The organism is Streptomyces deccanensis, from assembly GCF_022385335.1.
Taxonomy (GTDB): domain Bacteria; phylum Actinomycetota; class Actinomycetes; order Streptomycetales; family Streptomycetaceae; genus Streptomyces; species Streptomyces deccanensis.
In genome coordinates, this window is sequence record NZ_CP092431.1 from 1,295,796 (window position 1) to 1,309,212 (window position 13,417).

At 73.2% G+C, this 13,417-nt stretch carries 10 protein-coding genes; 6 read left to right on the forward strand and 4 right to left on the reverse strand.

The features are described from left to right. Position 1 precedes the first annotated feature (1 nt). From L3078_RS05865 to L3078_RS05880, 4 genes are all read right to left on the reverse strand, one after another. Entirely contained in the window at positions 2-289 is a 288-nt protein-coding gene (locus tag L3078_RS05865; RefSeq protein WP_239751513.1) for an acyl carrier protein, read from the reverse strand. Positions 290-505: 216 nt separating this feature from the next. Beyond that, the gene (locus L3078_RS05870) at positions 506-2,218 is read right to left on the reverse strand and encodes an acyl-CoA dehydrogenase family protein (protein WP_239751514.1); all 1,713 of its coding nucleotides are present in this window, start codon (positions 2,216-2,218) and stop codon (positions 506-508) included. Next, on the reverse strand, positions 2,215-3,912 hold the full coding sequence (locus tag L3078_RS05875; protein WP_239751517.1) for an acyl-CoA dehydrogenase family protein: 1,698 nt from the start codon (positions 3,910-3,912) through the stop codon (positions 2,215-2,217). Before L3078_RS05875 ends, L3078_RS05870 begins: the two co-directional genes overlap by 4 nt. Continuing rightward, positions 3,909-5,720: a fatty acyl-AMP ligase gene (locus L3078_RS05880; protein ID WP_239751518.1), complete on the reverse strand. Its 1,812-nt coding sequence runs from the start codon at positions 5,718-5,720 to the stop codon at positions 3,909-3,911. Before L3078_RS05880 ends, L3078_RS05875 begins: the two co-directional genes overlap by 4 nt. A 190-nt stretch (positions 5,721-5,910) precedes the next feature. On the opposite strand from L3078_RS05880, the gene L3078_RS05885 reads away from it, so the two are divergent. The 6 genes from L3078_RS05885 (at position 5,911) to L3078_RS05910 (ending at position 13,390) form a co-directional block, all read left to right on the forward strand. Then, positions 5,911-6,765 (forward strand): ABC transporter ATP-binding protein, encoded by an 855-nt coding sequence (locus L3078_RS05885; protein ID WP_239760228.1) that lies wholly within the window; start codon positions 5,911-5,913, stop codon positions 6,763-6,765. Continuing rightward, positions 6,762-7,766, forward strand: coding sequence for an ABC transporter permease (locus L3078_RS05890; RefSeq protein ID WP_239751520.1), 1,005 nt, complete (start codon positions 6,762-6,764; stop codon positions 7,764-7,766). Before L3078_RS05885 ends, L3078_RS05890 begins: the two co-directional genes overlap by 4 nt. A 114-nt stretch (positions 7,767-7,880) precedes the next feature. Then, entirely contained in the window at positions 7,881-9,068 is a 1,188-nt protein-coding gene (locus tag L3078_RS05895; RefSeq protein ID WP_239751522.1) for an LLM class F420-dependent oxidoreductase, read from the forward strand. Then, on the forward strand, positions 9,055-9,768 hold the full coding sequence (locus L3078_RS05900) for a thioesterase II family protein (protein ID WP_239751524.1): 714 nt from the start codon (positions 9,055-9,057) through the stop codon (positions 9,766-9,768). Before L3078_RS05895 ends, L3078_RS05900 begins: the two co-directional genes overlap by 14 nt. 58 nt (positions 9,769-9,826) lie before the next feature. Then, on the forward strand, positions 9,827-10,651 hold the full coding sequence (locus L3078_RS05905) for an SDR family oxidoreductase (protein WP_239751526.1): 825 nt from the start codon (positions 9,827-9,829) through the stop codon (positions 10,649-10,651). Between the two features lie 48 nt (positions 10,652-10,699). Continuing rightward, positions 10,700-13,390: a non-ribosomal peptide synthetase gene (locus L3078_RS05910; RefSeq protein ID WP_239751528.1), complete on the forward strand. Its 2,691-nt coding sequence runs from the start codon at positions 10,700-10,702 to the stop codon at positions 13,388-13,390. Positions 13,391-13,417 lie beyond the last annotated feature (27 nt).

The following is a 13,417-nucleotide window of genomic DNA, read 5'->3' on the forward strand; positions in this document are numbered from 1 at the left end:
GTCAGGCCTGCTTCTCGCTCGTGCCCGCCGCCGCTGCCGGCTGCCCGCCCACCAGCTGGGACAGGGCCGCGCTCAGTGCGTCGACCGTGGGGTGGTCCCAGGTCAGCGCGTCGTCGACGGTGACCTCGAACTCGTCCTCGATGTCGGCGGTGATGGCCAGCGCCGTAAGAGAGTCCAGGCCGTAGTCGGCCAGCGGTACGGACGTGTCGATGTCCTCCGGCGAACGGCGCAGATAGGTCGCCACGCGCGCGGTCAGCCAGGTGTGCACGTCTCGGTTGCCAGCGGTCATGAGGGGGTCTCTTTCTGAGCGGGTGAGTGAGGAGGAACGAGGGCCGGAACGCACGGCGGTGGGCGGCCGGGCGCGACGACGGTCCGCGTGACGGTGGTGGCGCGGTGCCGCCCGTCACCGGTGAGGGGCACCGGAGGGCGTTCGGCTGACGCCGTGCGCGGCCTTCAGCGGCGTACGGCTTCCGGTTCGGCTGGGTTCGAGGCCGGCCGGGGGTCGTCAGAGGGCGAGCGGCCTGCCGGTCAGGCCGAAGGAGCGGCCGGTGTCCCGGCGGTCCAGGAGTTCGGCGAACAGCGCGCTCTCCACCTGGGCAGGCAGCGGGCCGGGTCCGTACGGGCCGGGGGCCGATCGGTGCAGGGCCGCGCGCAGCCAGGCGGGATCGGCCAGGAAGTCGCCCGGCGGGGCGTGCCGCCAGACCTGGGCGCAGACGGTCCGGGACAGCAGGCGCACGTACCGGGTGACGAGGTCGTAGTGCTCGGGGCGGGCGTCGACACCGAGGTCCACCGGCGACAACCCCCCGCACACGGCGGCCAGTTCCGCCAGGTCGATGCGGTCGGCGCCGACCGCCGTACGCAGGTCCGCGTGCTCGACGGCCCAGGACACCTCGGCGAGGGCGTGCAGCGACCCGGCGACGGGGTCGCGGCCCCCGGCGTGCAGGGTCAGCCGGTCGTGACGCAGCGGCGGCAGCGCCTCCGCCAGTGCGAACAGGTCGCCGGGCGGCTCGGTGAGGGGCTGGGACCAGGTGCGGCGGGCCAGCAGCGGGAGCTGGGGCAGCAGGCTCATCTGGCAGGCGGCGCGCGCGATGTGCCCGAAACCGACGGGCGCGAGGTCGCGCAGCAGCTTCTGGAACAGCGCGGTCGGCCCTTCGCGCAGGTAGAAGTGGGCGCCGAGGAGGTCCGCGAGCCGGTCCATGGCCCCGAGGAGCAGCCGGGACACCTCGAACTTGACCGCCGAGGCGTACACGCTCGCCGCGCCGGGCACCAGGTGCAGCGCACGGGCGCCGACCGCGCCGAGCGCCTCGGCGCGCAGCAGGTCGGCGAAGACGCCGGCCAGCTCCGAGCGGACGTGCGGGAGGTCGGTCGCGGCGCCGCCGTACAGCCGGCGTCCCGTCAGATGGTCGACGGCGATCCGCAGTCCGGTGTCGAGGATGCCGGTGGCCATGGCCGGCAGGACGGTGCGGGTGATCTGCAGGGCCTTCAGCGCGGTCTCCAGGCCGGAGCCGACCGGGCCGAGGATCGCGGCGGAGGGCACGGGGAGGTCGTCGAAGACCAGGCCGCCGAGCTGGACCCCGCGCATGCCCACGGTGCCGAAGCGTGGCAGGTCGGTCAGGCGTGCCGGGTCGGCGGCCGCCCGGTCGACGAGGACCAGGGAGTGGCTGCGCGGGCCGGGCCGGGGGTCGGTGCGGGCGAGGACGACCAGGGCGTCGGCGCGCCGGATGTTGGTGACGACCTCCTTGCGGCCGCTGAGTCGCAGCGAGCCGTCGGCCTCGGTGGTCGCGGCGAACTCCGTGCCCGCCATGTCGTTGCCGTGGGCGAGTTCGTGGAAGGCGATGGCGATGCGCCGGCCGTCCAGGAGCAGCCCGGCGGCGTGTTCGCGCTGCTGTTCGTCCCCGGCGGTCCACAGGGTGACGCCGGCGATGAGCGAGCTGGCGCCGTAGCCGAGGCCGAGCGCGGGGTCGCGTCGGTAGAGCGCGCGCATGACCTCGGCCAGGTGGTCGGCCCGGTCCAGGCGGCCGCCCAGCTCGGGTGGGACGAACTCGGCGTTCAGTCCGTAGGAGTGCAGCAGCGACTCGCCTGCGGTGAGGGTCTCGGCGCGTTCGTCGGCGGCGAGGATCGCGTGCGCGCCGGTCGGGTTGGCCGGGTCGGCGAGGCTGCCGAGCAGGTGCTCCAGTTCGTCGGCGCGTTTGGGTGCGAGGCCCGTGGCGGTGGTCATGCGGCGCCTCCCGTCAGGGTGAACTCCGGTGCGGGGCCCTGGAGGACGACCTCGGCGAGGACGTCGAAGACGTCGCCGCCTTCCTCGCCGCCCTTTTCGCCGCCGTCCTCGCCGCCGTTTTCGCCCAGCAGGGTGGTCAGGCAGGCCCGCAGCCACAGGTCGTCGCCGCCGAGCCGTCCGGTGCGCAAGGGCGGGTTCTCCAGCCACAGCAGCAGGCAGGCGGCCGCGGCGTAGGCGCGTTCGTAGGCCTCGGCGAGGCGGAACGCCGTGCTGGGGAGGCCGCCCGCCACCGGGACGAAGTCCGCCGACTCCACTTCCAGTCGGGCCAGTTCGACCAGCAGCCGGTCGAGGAGCGGTCCGGTCTCCGGGATCGCCCGCGCCCGTGCGCGGGCCGCCAGGTCGGGCAGGGCCTGCACGGCGCTGCATCCCGTCACGGACAGCAGGGTCAGCCGGGCCGGGTCGAACGGGGGCAGGGGTGCGGTGAGGTCGGCGGCGGCGCGCAGGCCTTCGGCGTCCGTCCTGCGGCGGCTCAACTGGCGGGTCAGGCGCGGCATCTGGTTGAGGAGGGCGGCGCGGTTGACGGCGGTACTGCCGTCGAAGATGCCGCAGATGCGGTGGTCGCGCTCCAGTTTGGCGAAGCCGCCGCCGGGGGGTGAGGTGAGGAAGCCGCGTACGCCCAGCAGTTCACCGAGCGAGCCGAGCGTCTCCTGGGTGAGGGTCGGGACGTACGCCTTGGTGATCGCGGAGATCGCGCTCAGTTCCCCGGGCAGGGTGTGCACCGAGCGGACGGAGAGCAGGCTCACCGCCTCGGCGGTCAGGGCGGCCGCGGCGGCCCGGCCGAGGATGCGGCGGACGTGCGGGACGTCGGCGAGACGGCGGCCGTACAGTTCGCGGCCGTTCGCGAAGTCCCGGGCCAGGCCGAGGGCGTGGTCGGCGGCGCCGAGGGAGAGCGCGGCGCAGGTGACGCGGGTCAGCTGGAGCGTCTTGAGGACCACGGGGATCCCGTCGCCCTCCTCCCCGACGAGGGCGTCGGCGGGGACGGGGGCGGCGTCCAGGGCGAAGCCGCTGATGTCCGCGCCCCGGATGCCGTGCGTACGGACCTTCGGCAGGTTCCGCCAGGCCCCCTCGGGCAGTCGGCGCCTGTCCACCAGGAAGAGGCTGAAGCCCCGTGCGCCGCCCGCCGGGTCGGTACGGGCGAGGACACAGGCGAGACCGGCGCGGGAGGCGTTGTTGATGAGCCACTTCTCCCCGCTGAGCCGCCAGCCGGCGGGTCCAACGGCTCCGGTCCCGTCGGTGGTCGTCGCCGTCAGTTCACCCGCCAGCAGGTCGGCGCCGTGGTCGCGTTCGGTCAGGCCCCAGCAGACCGGTTCGCCGGCGCGGACGCGGTCGGCGAGGGCGGCGGACTGATCCGGGGTGCCGGCCACCCACACGGGCGCCGCCCCGAGGAACGTCTTGCCGTGGGCGATGGCGACGGTCAGATCACGGCGGGCGACCGCGCGCAGCAGCCGTACCGTCTCGCTGAGGTCGCCGTCCTGGGGGAGCACATAGCTCGCGGGCAGGCCGGCGGCGTCGAGGACGCGGACGGCCCCGTCGGGGAACTCCTCGCGCTCGTCGAGCCCGGCGAGCGTCTCGGGCGAGAAGACGTCGTTCTCGTGGGCGGTGAGCAGCGACTCCAGGTCTGCCGTGGTGGTCATCGTCCGCTCACCCGCCGGTGTTCGGCCAGGGCCGCGGTCAGCAGCGGGTCCTCGGCGAGGTGCAGGGTGTCGAGGTCCCCGGTGAGGTAGAGGGCGCGCATCGCCGCGCGCTGCACCTTGCCGCTCGTGGTGCGCCGGACGCCGCCGGGCCGGACGAGAGCGACCGCCGCGACGGGCACGCCGAACTCGCGGGCCACGGTCTGTTTCATGTCGACGGCGATCTGCCCCAGCCGCTCCGCTCCCCAGTGGGCGCGGATCTCGTGGACGGCGACGACCGAGGGGGTGAGGTCCGCCCCGGCGCCGTCGCCGACCATGAAGACGGCTCCGTGCAGGCCCTCCAACTCCTCGTGCTGGGAGCGGAGTTCGTACTCGATGTCGGAGGGGTGCAGATTGCGTCCGTGCAGGACCAGGACGTCCTTGCGGCGGCCGGTGATGTAGAGGTCGTCGTCGAGCAGCGCCCCGAGGTCGCCGGTGCGCAGGTAGGGTCCGCGTCCGTCGGCGGTGCGTGCCCGGAACGTCGCCTCGGTGACGGGTTCGTTCTCCCAGTAGCCCGCGGTGACGCAGGGGCCGCTGAGCCAGATCTCGCCGATGCGGCCGTGGGGCAGGGCCTCGCCGGTGTCGGGGTCGACGATCAGCACGTCGGACCCGGTGGGCGCACCGCAGCCGACGAGCACCCGGGAGGCTTCCGTGCCGGTGGCCGGCCTGAGGTCCCGGTTCTCCAGGGCCGCCGCGTCGACCGTGGTCCGCAGCGGCGGCCGTCCCGTGGTGCCGGACGCCATCAGGGTCGCCTCGGCCAGGCCGTAGACGGGGATGAGTGCCTCGGGCCGCAGGCCGGCGGCGGCGAACCGCTCGGTGAAGGCGGTGACGACGTCGGCGCGGACGGGTTCGGAGCCGTCGGCGAGTTTGACCCGGGAGAGGTCGAGCGTGGCGAGCTGCTCGTCGGTGACGCGGCGGACGCACAGCTCGTAGCCGAAGTCGGGCGCGGCGGTGAAGCCCACGTCGCAGGCGTCCAGCATCCGCAGCCAGTGGTAGGGCCGGCGCAGGAAGGACATGGGGTCCATCTGCACATAGCCGCTGCCGGAGAGGAGGCCGGGCAGCATCAGGCCGATGAGGCCCATGTCGTGGTAGAGGGGGATCCAGCCGCCGTAGACGGTGTCGCTGTCGTTGCGGAAGGTCTCCACCATCCGCTCGACGTTGGCGATCAGGTTGCCGTGGGTGACCATGACCCCTTTGGGGTCGCCGGTCGATCCGGAGGTGTACTGCAGCAGGGCCAGGGTGTCGGGGGACACCTCGGGGGCGGTCCAGGCCTCCGGGTCGCCCTCGCCGGTGTCGGTGGTGTGGCAGACGGCGCCGACGATGCCCTCCTCGGCCACCCACTTCTCGACGTCCGCCAGATCGCCGCTCTGCGTGAGGACGACGCGCACCCCGGCATCCCGGGCGATGGCGGCGAGCCGGCGGCGTTCGTGCCGGTAGCGGCCCGGCAGCGGGGCGGGCACGGCGACGACCCCGGCGTACACACAGGCGGAGAATGCGGTGGTGAATTGGATTCCCGGGGAATAGAGGAGGAGTGCCCGCTCTCCCGGGGAGAATCTTTCCTGGAGCCACGCCGCGATACGCCGAGAATTCCGGTCGAGTTCTGCTCGATTGCGTACCGTACCGCTGATCCCGCTGAAATCGGAAACGAAGGTCACTGCGGGCTGCTGCGGATTACGCGCTGCCCGTTCCGTCAGCTCCGTGAGTAATTCTCGCACGACAAGAACCGTACTTGATCTTGGTTCTCGAGTCTGCCCCGAAGTCCTCAAGCGCATCTAAAGCAAGTCCATCGAACGGGCAAGAAACCTTGACGTTCCCATGATCGACCGAGGTCGGGGAGGGGCGTAGAACGGTTCCGTGCATGCGTCAACCAGGTCGGCCATCGTCATCGACGACCTCCACAAGAAATATCGGGCGAACCATGCGTTACGCGGAGTCGAGCTGGAGGTGAGAACCGGTGAGGTCATGGGCCTGCTGGGACCGAACGGAGCAGGTAAGACCACTCTGGTGAAGATTCTGACGACGCTTCTCAGGCCGGATCACGGACGAGTTCTCGTGAACGGCTGGAATGTGTCGGAAGAACCGGAGAAAGTGCGCTCGACCATGGGAATGGCCGGCCAGTATTCGACGGTCGACGGGCTGCTCACCGGTTTCGAGAATCTGTATCTCCTCGCGAAACTGCGCGGGGTCGGGCGCCGTACGGCCCGCCGTGTCGCCGACGATCTGCTGTCCCGGTTCCGGCTCACCGATGTGGCGGGGCGCCCGGCCGGCACCTACTCGGGCGGGATGCGCCGGCGGCTCGATCTGGCCGCCGCCCTGGTCGGCTCCCCGCCCCTGGTCGTGCTGGACGAGCCCACCACGGGCCTCGACCCCGAGAGCAGGCTGGACACCTGGGAGGCGGTCGGTGAACTCGTGGCGGGCGGCACGACGATCCTGCTGACGACCCAGTACCTGGAGGAGGCGGACCGCCTCGCCGACCGGATCACCGTGATCGACCGGGGACAGGTGGTCGCCGAAGGCACCAGCGACGCGCTCAAGGCGACCGCCGGGAACCGGCTGGTCGTCCACGTCGCCGAGGATCACCAGCTCGACGCCGCCGCCCGCGCCGCCGGGCAGGCCACCGGCACGGCCCCGACCGTGGACCGCCGCGCCCGGCGCGTGGAGGCGGCCGCCACCGACGGGCGGGCCGCGCTCGGCCGCGCCCTCGCCGCGCTGGAGAGCGAGGACGTCGAGGTGCTGGAGATCGGCCTCAGCCGCTGCACCCTCGACGACGTGTTCCTCGCCCTGACCGGCCACGCCGGACGGGGGGCCGCCCGATGAACGCCCCCGTACGCGCCCCGGACACCGGCGGCCCCCCGGACGCTCTTGCGCGCAGGACCGATCGCGCCCCGGAACCGGCCACCAACGCCAGCGGCACCGGCACCGGCACCGGCACCGGGAGCCGGCCTCCCGCGAGCCCCCTTCCCGCGAGCGGCCTTCCCACGGGCCGGCCTCCCGCGATCCGCCGGACCGCGGCCCGCCGGATCCCCGTGCTCCGCGTCGTCGCGGAGAGCGCCGACCTCGCCCTGCGCAATCTGCTGCACCTGCGGCGCTCCCCGGGCCTGCTCATCTCCTGCCTGGTCGAGCCGGTCGTGTACGCCCTGCTCATCGGCTACGTCTTCGGCAACAGCCTCGGCGGCCCGGCGTACCGCTCCTACATGATGGGCGGTCTGATCGCGCAGACGGTGGCCTTCACCACCACCTTCACCACCGTCGGACTCTCCAGGGACCTGGAGCAGGGGATGGTCGACCGCTTCCGCGCGCTGCCGATCTCCCGGGTGGCTTTGCTGCTGGGCCGGACCACGTCCGACCTCGTCACCTGCCTGGCGAGCGTCGCCGTCACCACCACCTGCGGCCTGCTGATGGGCTGGCGCGCGCACACCGGGCCCGTCGCGGTCGCCGCCGGGGTCCTGCTGGTGCTGCTGTTCTCCTTCGCGATGTCGTGGGTCGGCGTGTTCGTCGCCCTCGTCGCACCGAACGCCCAGGTGGCCGGCAGTCTCGGGCTGATCTGGCTGTTCCCGGCGACGTTCATCTCCTCCGGGTTCGTCTCCGGCTCGACCCTCCCGGGACCGCTGTCCACCGTGGCCGCCTGGAACCCGATCACCTCGCTCGCGGGCGCCCTGCGCCGACTGTTCGGCAACACTCCCCCACCGGGTTTCCACGTACCGCACGACTGGCCCGCCCAGCACCCCGAGCTCTATACGGCGGGCTGCTCGGTGCTGCTCGTCGCCGTCTTCATCACCCTGTCGACCTGGCGCTACCGCACCCGCACGAGCCGCTGACCGCGACCGCGCCCCACCACCGAGCACGACCGCGCCGTCACCACCGCGCACGAGACCGCGCCCCGCAACAACGACCGCGACCGCGCTCCTCGTACGCCCCTCACAGGAGCCCCCATGCCCGTCCCCGCCCTCCGCCTCGGCCTCAATCTCGGCTACTGGGTCGGCGGCAACGACGCCTCCAACCTCTCCCTCGCCTCCCTGGCCGAGGACCTCGGCTATTCGGCGGTGTGGGTCTCGGAGGCCTATGGCTCCGACGCCGTCACCGTCATGTCCTGGATCGCCGCCCGCACCTCCCGCGTCGACGTCGGCAGCGCGGTCCTGCAGATCCCCGCCCGCTCGCCCGCGATGACGGCGATGACCGCCGCCACCCTCGACACCCTGTCCGGCGGACGGCTCAGGCTCGGGCTCGGGGTGTCCGGCCCGCAGGTCTCGGAGGGCTGGCACGGCGTCAGGTTCGCCTCGCCACTGGGCCGTACCCGCGAATACGTGGGCCTCGTACGCCAGGCGCTGCGCCGGGAACCCCTCGCCCACGAGGGCCGCCACTTCACGCTGCCGCTGCCGGACGGCCCCGGCAAGGCGCTCGCCCTGACCATCCGGCCGCCGCGCGAGCGGATCCCGGTCTACCTCGCCGCCCTGGGGCCCAGGAACCTGGAGCTGACCGGGGAGATCGCCGACGGATGGCTCCCGGTGTTCTTCTCCCCCGACCACGCCGCCCAGCAGCTCAAGCCGCTCGAGGCCGGCCTCGCGGCGTCGGGGCGCACCCTCGACGGCTTCGACATCGCGCCCGGGGTGCCCCTGGTGACCGGCCCCGACTGGCGGACCTGCGCCCGCCGGGTAAGGGGGTACGCCGCGCTGTACCTCGGCGGCATGGGCGGGCGGGAGGACAACCACTACACCCGGCTGGCCGAGCGCATGGGCTTCGGGGACGGGGCGCGTGCCGTCCAGGAGAGGTTCCTGGCCGGCGACTACCCCGGCGCCATGGCCGCCGTACCGCTGGAATTCCTCGACGCCACCTCGCTGCTCGGGCCCCGCGAGCGCATCGCCGAGCGGATGACGGCGTTCGCCGAGGCCGGCGCCACGACGCTCAATCTGATGCCGGTGGGCCCCGGGCTCCCCGGGCCGGACCGCGCCGCCGACGCGCTGCGGATCGCCGTCGAGGCGGCGGAACTCGCCGGCCTGCTCACGACCACCCGCGCCCCCGAAGGCCCCCGCACGCGAGGGCCCTACGACGCGCAGGACGCCCAGGACGCACAGGACGCCCAGAACTCCCGAGGAGAGAACCACACCCATGACCACGCATGACACGACCAAGCTGATCTGCCTGCCGTACGCCGGGGCGGGCGCCTCGTTCTACCGGCCCTGGAAGGCCCTCGCCGGGGACGCGCTGGAGATCGTGCCCCTGCAACTGCCCGGTCGTGAGCGGCTGATCGACGAGGACCCGTACCGGGACGCGCACCGGGCCGTCGACGGGCTCCTGGCGCAGCTGAGGGAAGAGCTCGGCGAGATCGGTGGGCATCGGGTCGCCGTCTTCGGACACAGCCTCGGTGCCGTGCTCGCCTTCGAACTCGCCCACCGGCTGGTCGACGAGCCGGGTGTCGAGCTGCTCCACGTCTTCGTCAGCGGCTCGCCGGAACCGGCCCGGGGGCGCGAGCGGCGGGCCACCGGCCTGTCCGACGAGGAGTTCCTCGCCCGGGTCGGCGACTTCGCCGGCTACCACCATCCCGCGCTGGACGACCCGGAGATGCGCGAGATGATCCTGCCCGCGCTGCGCGCGGACGTCGAGATGCACGAGAACTACACCCCTTCCACCGGCCTTCCGCTGCAGGCGCCCCTCACGGTGGTCCGGGGCGAGGACGACGACCTGGTCGGCTACGACGACGCCGAGTCGTGGAGCAAGGTGGCCGGCCGCGACTTCGAGCACGTCGAGGTCCCCGGGGGCCATATGTACCTCACCGACGCCGCCCCCGCGCTGGTCCGGCTGATCGTCTCGACGGTGCTGTAGCCGCCACGCGTCCCGCTTCCTCCCCACCCAACGTGCCTGTTTTCTCTAGGAGTTCTCGATGCGCCTGCACGGCAAGTCCGTCCTCGTCACCGGCGCCGCCCGCGGACTCGGCAGGGCGACCGCCCTCGCCTGTGCCGCCGAGGGCGCCGACCTCACCCTGCTGGACCTCTGCGCCGATCTGCCCGGGGTGCCCTATCCGCTGGGCACACCCGGGCAGTTGGAGCACACCGCCGCGCTGTGCCGGGAGGCGGGCGCCGCCGTCCTCACCGTCGAGACCGACATCCGTGACCTGCGCGCCGTACGGGAGGCGGTGACCCGGGCCGAGGACCGGTTCGGACGGATCGACGTCGTCGTGAACAACGCGGGCATCGCGGCGCCCTCGGGCAAGCCCGTGCATGAGATCGACGAGGAGGAGTGGTCCCTGATGATCGACGTGGACCTCTCCGGAGCCTGGCGGGTGATCCGCGAGGTCGGCAAGGCGATGACCGCCCGCCGGGCCGGGAGCATCGTCAACGTCGCCTCCACGGCCGGGCTCGTCGGCTACCGCCACTTCGCCGGATACGTCGCCGCCAAGCACGCCGTCGTCGGGCTGACCAAGGCCGCCGCGCTCGACTACGCGCCGTCGAAGGTACGGGTGAACGCGGTCTGCCCGGGGTCGGTGCGCGACGACGCGAAGGTCGAGGGCCGCATGCTCGGCGAGATCGCCCGGGCGCTCGACGTGCCGGTGGACGAGCACGAGAAGACCTTCGTCGAGGCACAGCCGATGAACGCGCTGATCGAGCCCGAGGACGTCGCGTCGGCGGTGCTCTTCCTCGCCTCGGACGAGTCCCGGCAGGTCACCGGCTCGGTCCTGACCGTGGACGGCGGATTCAGCGCCCGCTGACCGCCCGCAAGCCGTCCGCCCTCCCCGAACGACAAGGAGTACCCACCCGTGTCAGGCTCCCTCCCCTCCGCGGCCCGCTGCCACGCGGTGCGCGTCCGCTCGGACCGCTCCCCCGACCTCGCGGCCCTTCCCGGGGTGTGGATCGAGGACGTGCCCCTGCCGGCGGCCGACCCGCGCGCCGAGCGCCTCCGCCACGCCGAACTCGCCCGCCCGGCCGACGCACCGCGCAGGGTCCTGCTGCGCTACACCGACGGCCCCTGCGATCTGGTCGTCGTGGCCCCACGCGACGGGTGGGACCGTACGGCCCTGGGCCGGCTGGCGGCAGGCGACCCGCTCGAACCTCGAACCGCCCGCTCCGAGCCCCCCGTTCCCGCGACCACACTCGTTCCCGTTCCCCCCTCAGCGACCGCTTCTGCGACCGCTTCTGCCCCCGCGCCCGCCTGGGGACTGGCGGACGGCGGCCCCGCAGCCCCGCACCACTTCGCCCTCGGCGACGGGGGCGATGAGGCGAGCTGGCTCGCCGCCCTCGCCGTCACCCTGCGGCGCTACGACCCCGATGGCACGCCCGTCATCGGCACGGACCACGGCTCCTTCACCGTCGAGGACGCCCCCACGCTCGGTGAGCTGAAGCCGTCCTCCGCTGACGGGCCCGCACTCGTCGGTCTGCTGTTCGACGAGGCGGAGGTGCCCGGCACGTACGTGCCCTGTCTGGCGCCGCCGTTCCCGCTCACCCTGTCGGTCTTCAGGGACGCCGACGGCTGGCGGCTGCGCTGCGACCATCTCGGCACGCGCGTCTCCACGGAGATAGCCACCCAGTTCACCCGGCACCTCGTACGGGTGCACCAGTGTCTCCTGGCCGCGCCGGGGACCGGTGTCGGTGACGTCGACCTGCTGGACGACGCCGAACGCGACCGGGTCGCCGCACTCGGCCGACCGCCCCGCCCGCTGGTCACCACCCCGGTCGGCGTGCCCGAGGCGTTCGCGCGGATCGCGGCGGCGACGCCCGACCGTGTCGCGGTGACCGACGCCGACGCCGAACTGACCTATCGCGAACTCGACGAACGGTCCGCCCTCCTGGCCCACGGTCTGCGCGCCCACGGCGTCACCTCCGGGGACCGGGTCGGCGTGTGCCTGGAGCGCACCGCCGAGCTCGTGGTCGCCCTGCTCGCCGTGCTGAAGGCCGGCGCGGCCTACGTGCCCGTCGACCCCGCCTACCCGGCGGACCGCATCGCCCACACCGCGCGGGACGCGGGCCTGGGCGTGGTGATCAGCCGGTTGCCCGAGTTCCCGGACGTGCCGGGCTGCGCGGCCGTGACACCGGACGACCTGTGCGCCGCGGAGGACGGGCCCGGGGACTCCACTCCTCTGCCCGCCGTCGACCCCGACGCCGCCGCCTATGTCATCTACACCTCGGGTTCCACCGGCCGCCCCAAGGGCGTCGAGGTGCCGCACCGGAACGTGCTCGCCCTGATCGACGCGACCCGCGACGAGTACGGGTTCGGGTCCGACGACGTGTGGACCTGGTTCCACTCCAGCGCCTTCGACTTCTCCGTGTGGGAGATCTGGGGCTGCCTGCTGACCGGGGGACGGCTGGTCGTGGTGCCGTACTTCGTCTCCCGGGAACCGGACAGCTTCCGCGACCTGCTGGTGTCGGAGCGGGTGACCGTGCTCAGCCAGACCCCGTCGGCGTTCGCCCAACTGCTGGACGTGGACCACGCCCACGTAGACGTCAGGCTGGTGGTGTTCGGCGGTGAGCCGCTCGACGCGCGCATGCTGCTGCCCTGGTTCGACCGGCACCCCGAGTCGGTCTGCCGGATGGTGAACATGTTCGGCATCACCGAGACGACGGTCCATGTCACCCAGCAGACCCTCACCCGGCGGCTGGCCCTCGCCGGCAGCCGGTCCGTGGGGCGCGCGCTGCCCGGCTGGCACCTGTACGTGACCGACGAGGCGGGCCGGTTGCTGCCGCCGGGCGTGGCCGGTGAGATCTGCGTCGGCGGCGCCGGTGTCGCCCTCGGCTACCTGGGCCAGGAGGACCTGACCGCCCGGCGCTTCGTGGCGGACCCGTTCACCGGCGGGACGATGTACCGCAGCGGGGACCTGGGCCGTCTGCGGCCGGACGGGCGGCTCGAACACCTGGGCAGGATCGACAGCCAGGTCAAGATCCGCGGTTTCCGGATCGAACTCGACGAGATCCGCTCGGTCCTGCTGGAAAACCCGGACGTGCGGGCCGCGGCCGTCGTGGTACGCCGGGACGACCCGGCCGACGCCGCCACCGCCGGGATCGACGCCTATGTGGTCCTCAACGGCGGCAGCACGTCGACGGTCCGCGAGCGGGCGGCGGGCGTCCTGCCCGACCACATGCTGCCCGCCACGGTCACCGCCGTGGACGCGCTGCCGCTGACGGCCAACGGAAAGCTCGACACGGCACGGCTCCCGGCGCCGGTGGCCGCCGTCGCGCCCGCGCGGGACACCGGGCCCGGGACGAAGGACACGGGAGACACGGGAGACACGGACGATGACCTCACCGGTCGGCTGCGGGAGATCTGGAGCGAGGTCCTCGGCAGGCCCGTCGGCCTGGACGACGACTTCTTCGAACTGGGCGGCAACTCCCTGTTCGCCGTCCGCATCGGCGCGGCCCTGCGTGCGCACGGCCTGCCGGCCCTGCGGCTGCGCGAGCTGTACCGCCACCCGACCGTCCGGGACACCGCGAGGAACCTGTCCGCCACGAGCGGCTGACCCAGGAAGCGCCACACCACCCAGGGG

Coding starts and splice junctions, on each gene's coding strand:
- L3078_RS05895 (WP_239751522.1), top strand. CDS start 7,881: ATGCCCGTCCCCGCCCTCCGCCTCGGCCTCAATCTCGGCTACTGGGTC.
- L3078_RS05900 (WP_239751524.1), top strand. CDS start 9,055: ATGACCACGCATGACACGACCAAGCTGATCTGCCTGCCGTACGCCGGG.
- L3078_RS05890 (WP_239751520.1), top strand. CDS start 6,762: ATGAACGCCCCCGTACGCGCCCCGGACACCGGCGGCCCCCCGGACGCT.
- L3078_RS05885 (WP_239760228.1), top strand. CDS start 5,911: ATGGGCCTGCTGGGACCGAACGGAGCAGGTAAGACCACTCTGGTGAAG.
- L3078_RS05865 (WP_239751513.1), bottom strand. CDS start 289: ATGACCGCTGGCAACCGAGACGTGCACACCTGGCTGACCGCGCGCGTG.
- L3078_RS05880 (WP_239751518.1), bottom strand. CDS start 5,720: ATGCGCTTGAGGACTTCGGGGCAGACTCGAGAACCAAGATCAAGTACG.
- L3078_RS05905 (WP_239751526.1), top strand. CDS start 9,827: ATGCGCCTGCACGGCAAGTCCGTCCTCGTCACCGGCGCCGCCCGCGGA.
- L3078_RS05875 (WP_239751517.1), bottom strand. CDS start 3,912: ATGACCACCACGGCAGACCTGGAGTCGCTGCTCACCGCCCACGAGAAC.
- L3078_RS05870 (WP_239751514.1), bottom strand. CDS start 2,218: ATGACCACCGCCACGGGCCTCGCACCCAAACGCGCCGACGAACTGGAG.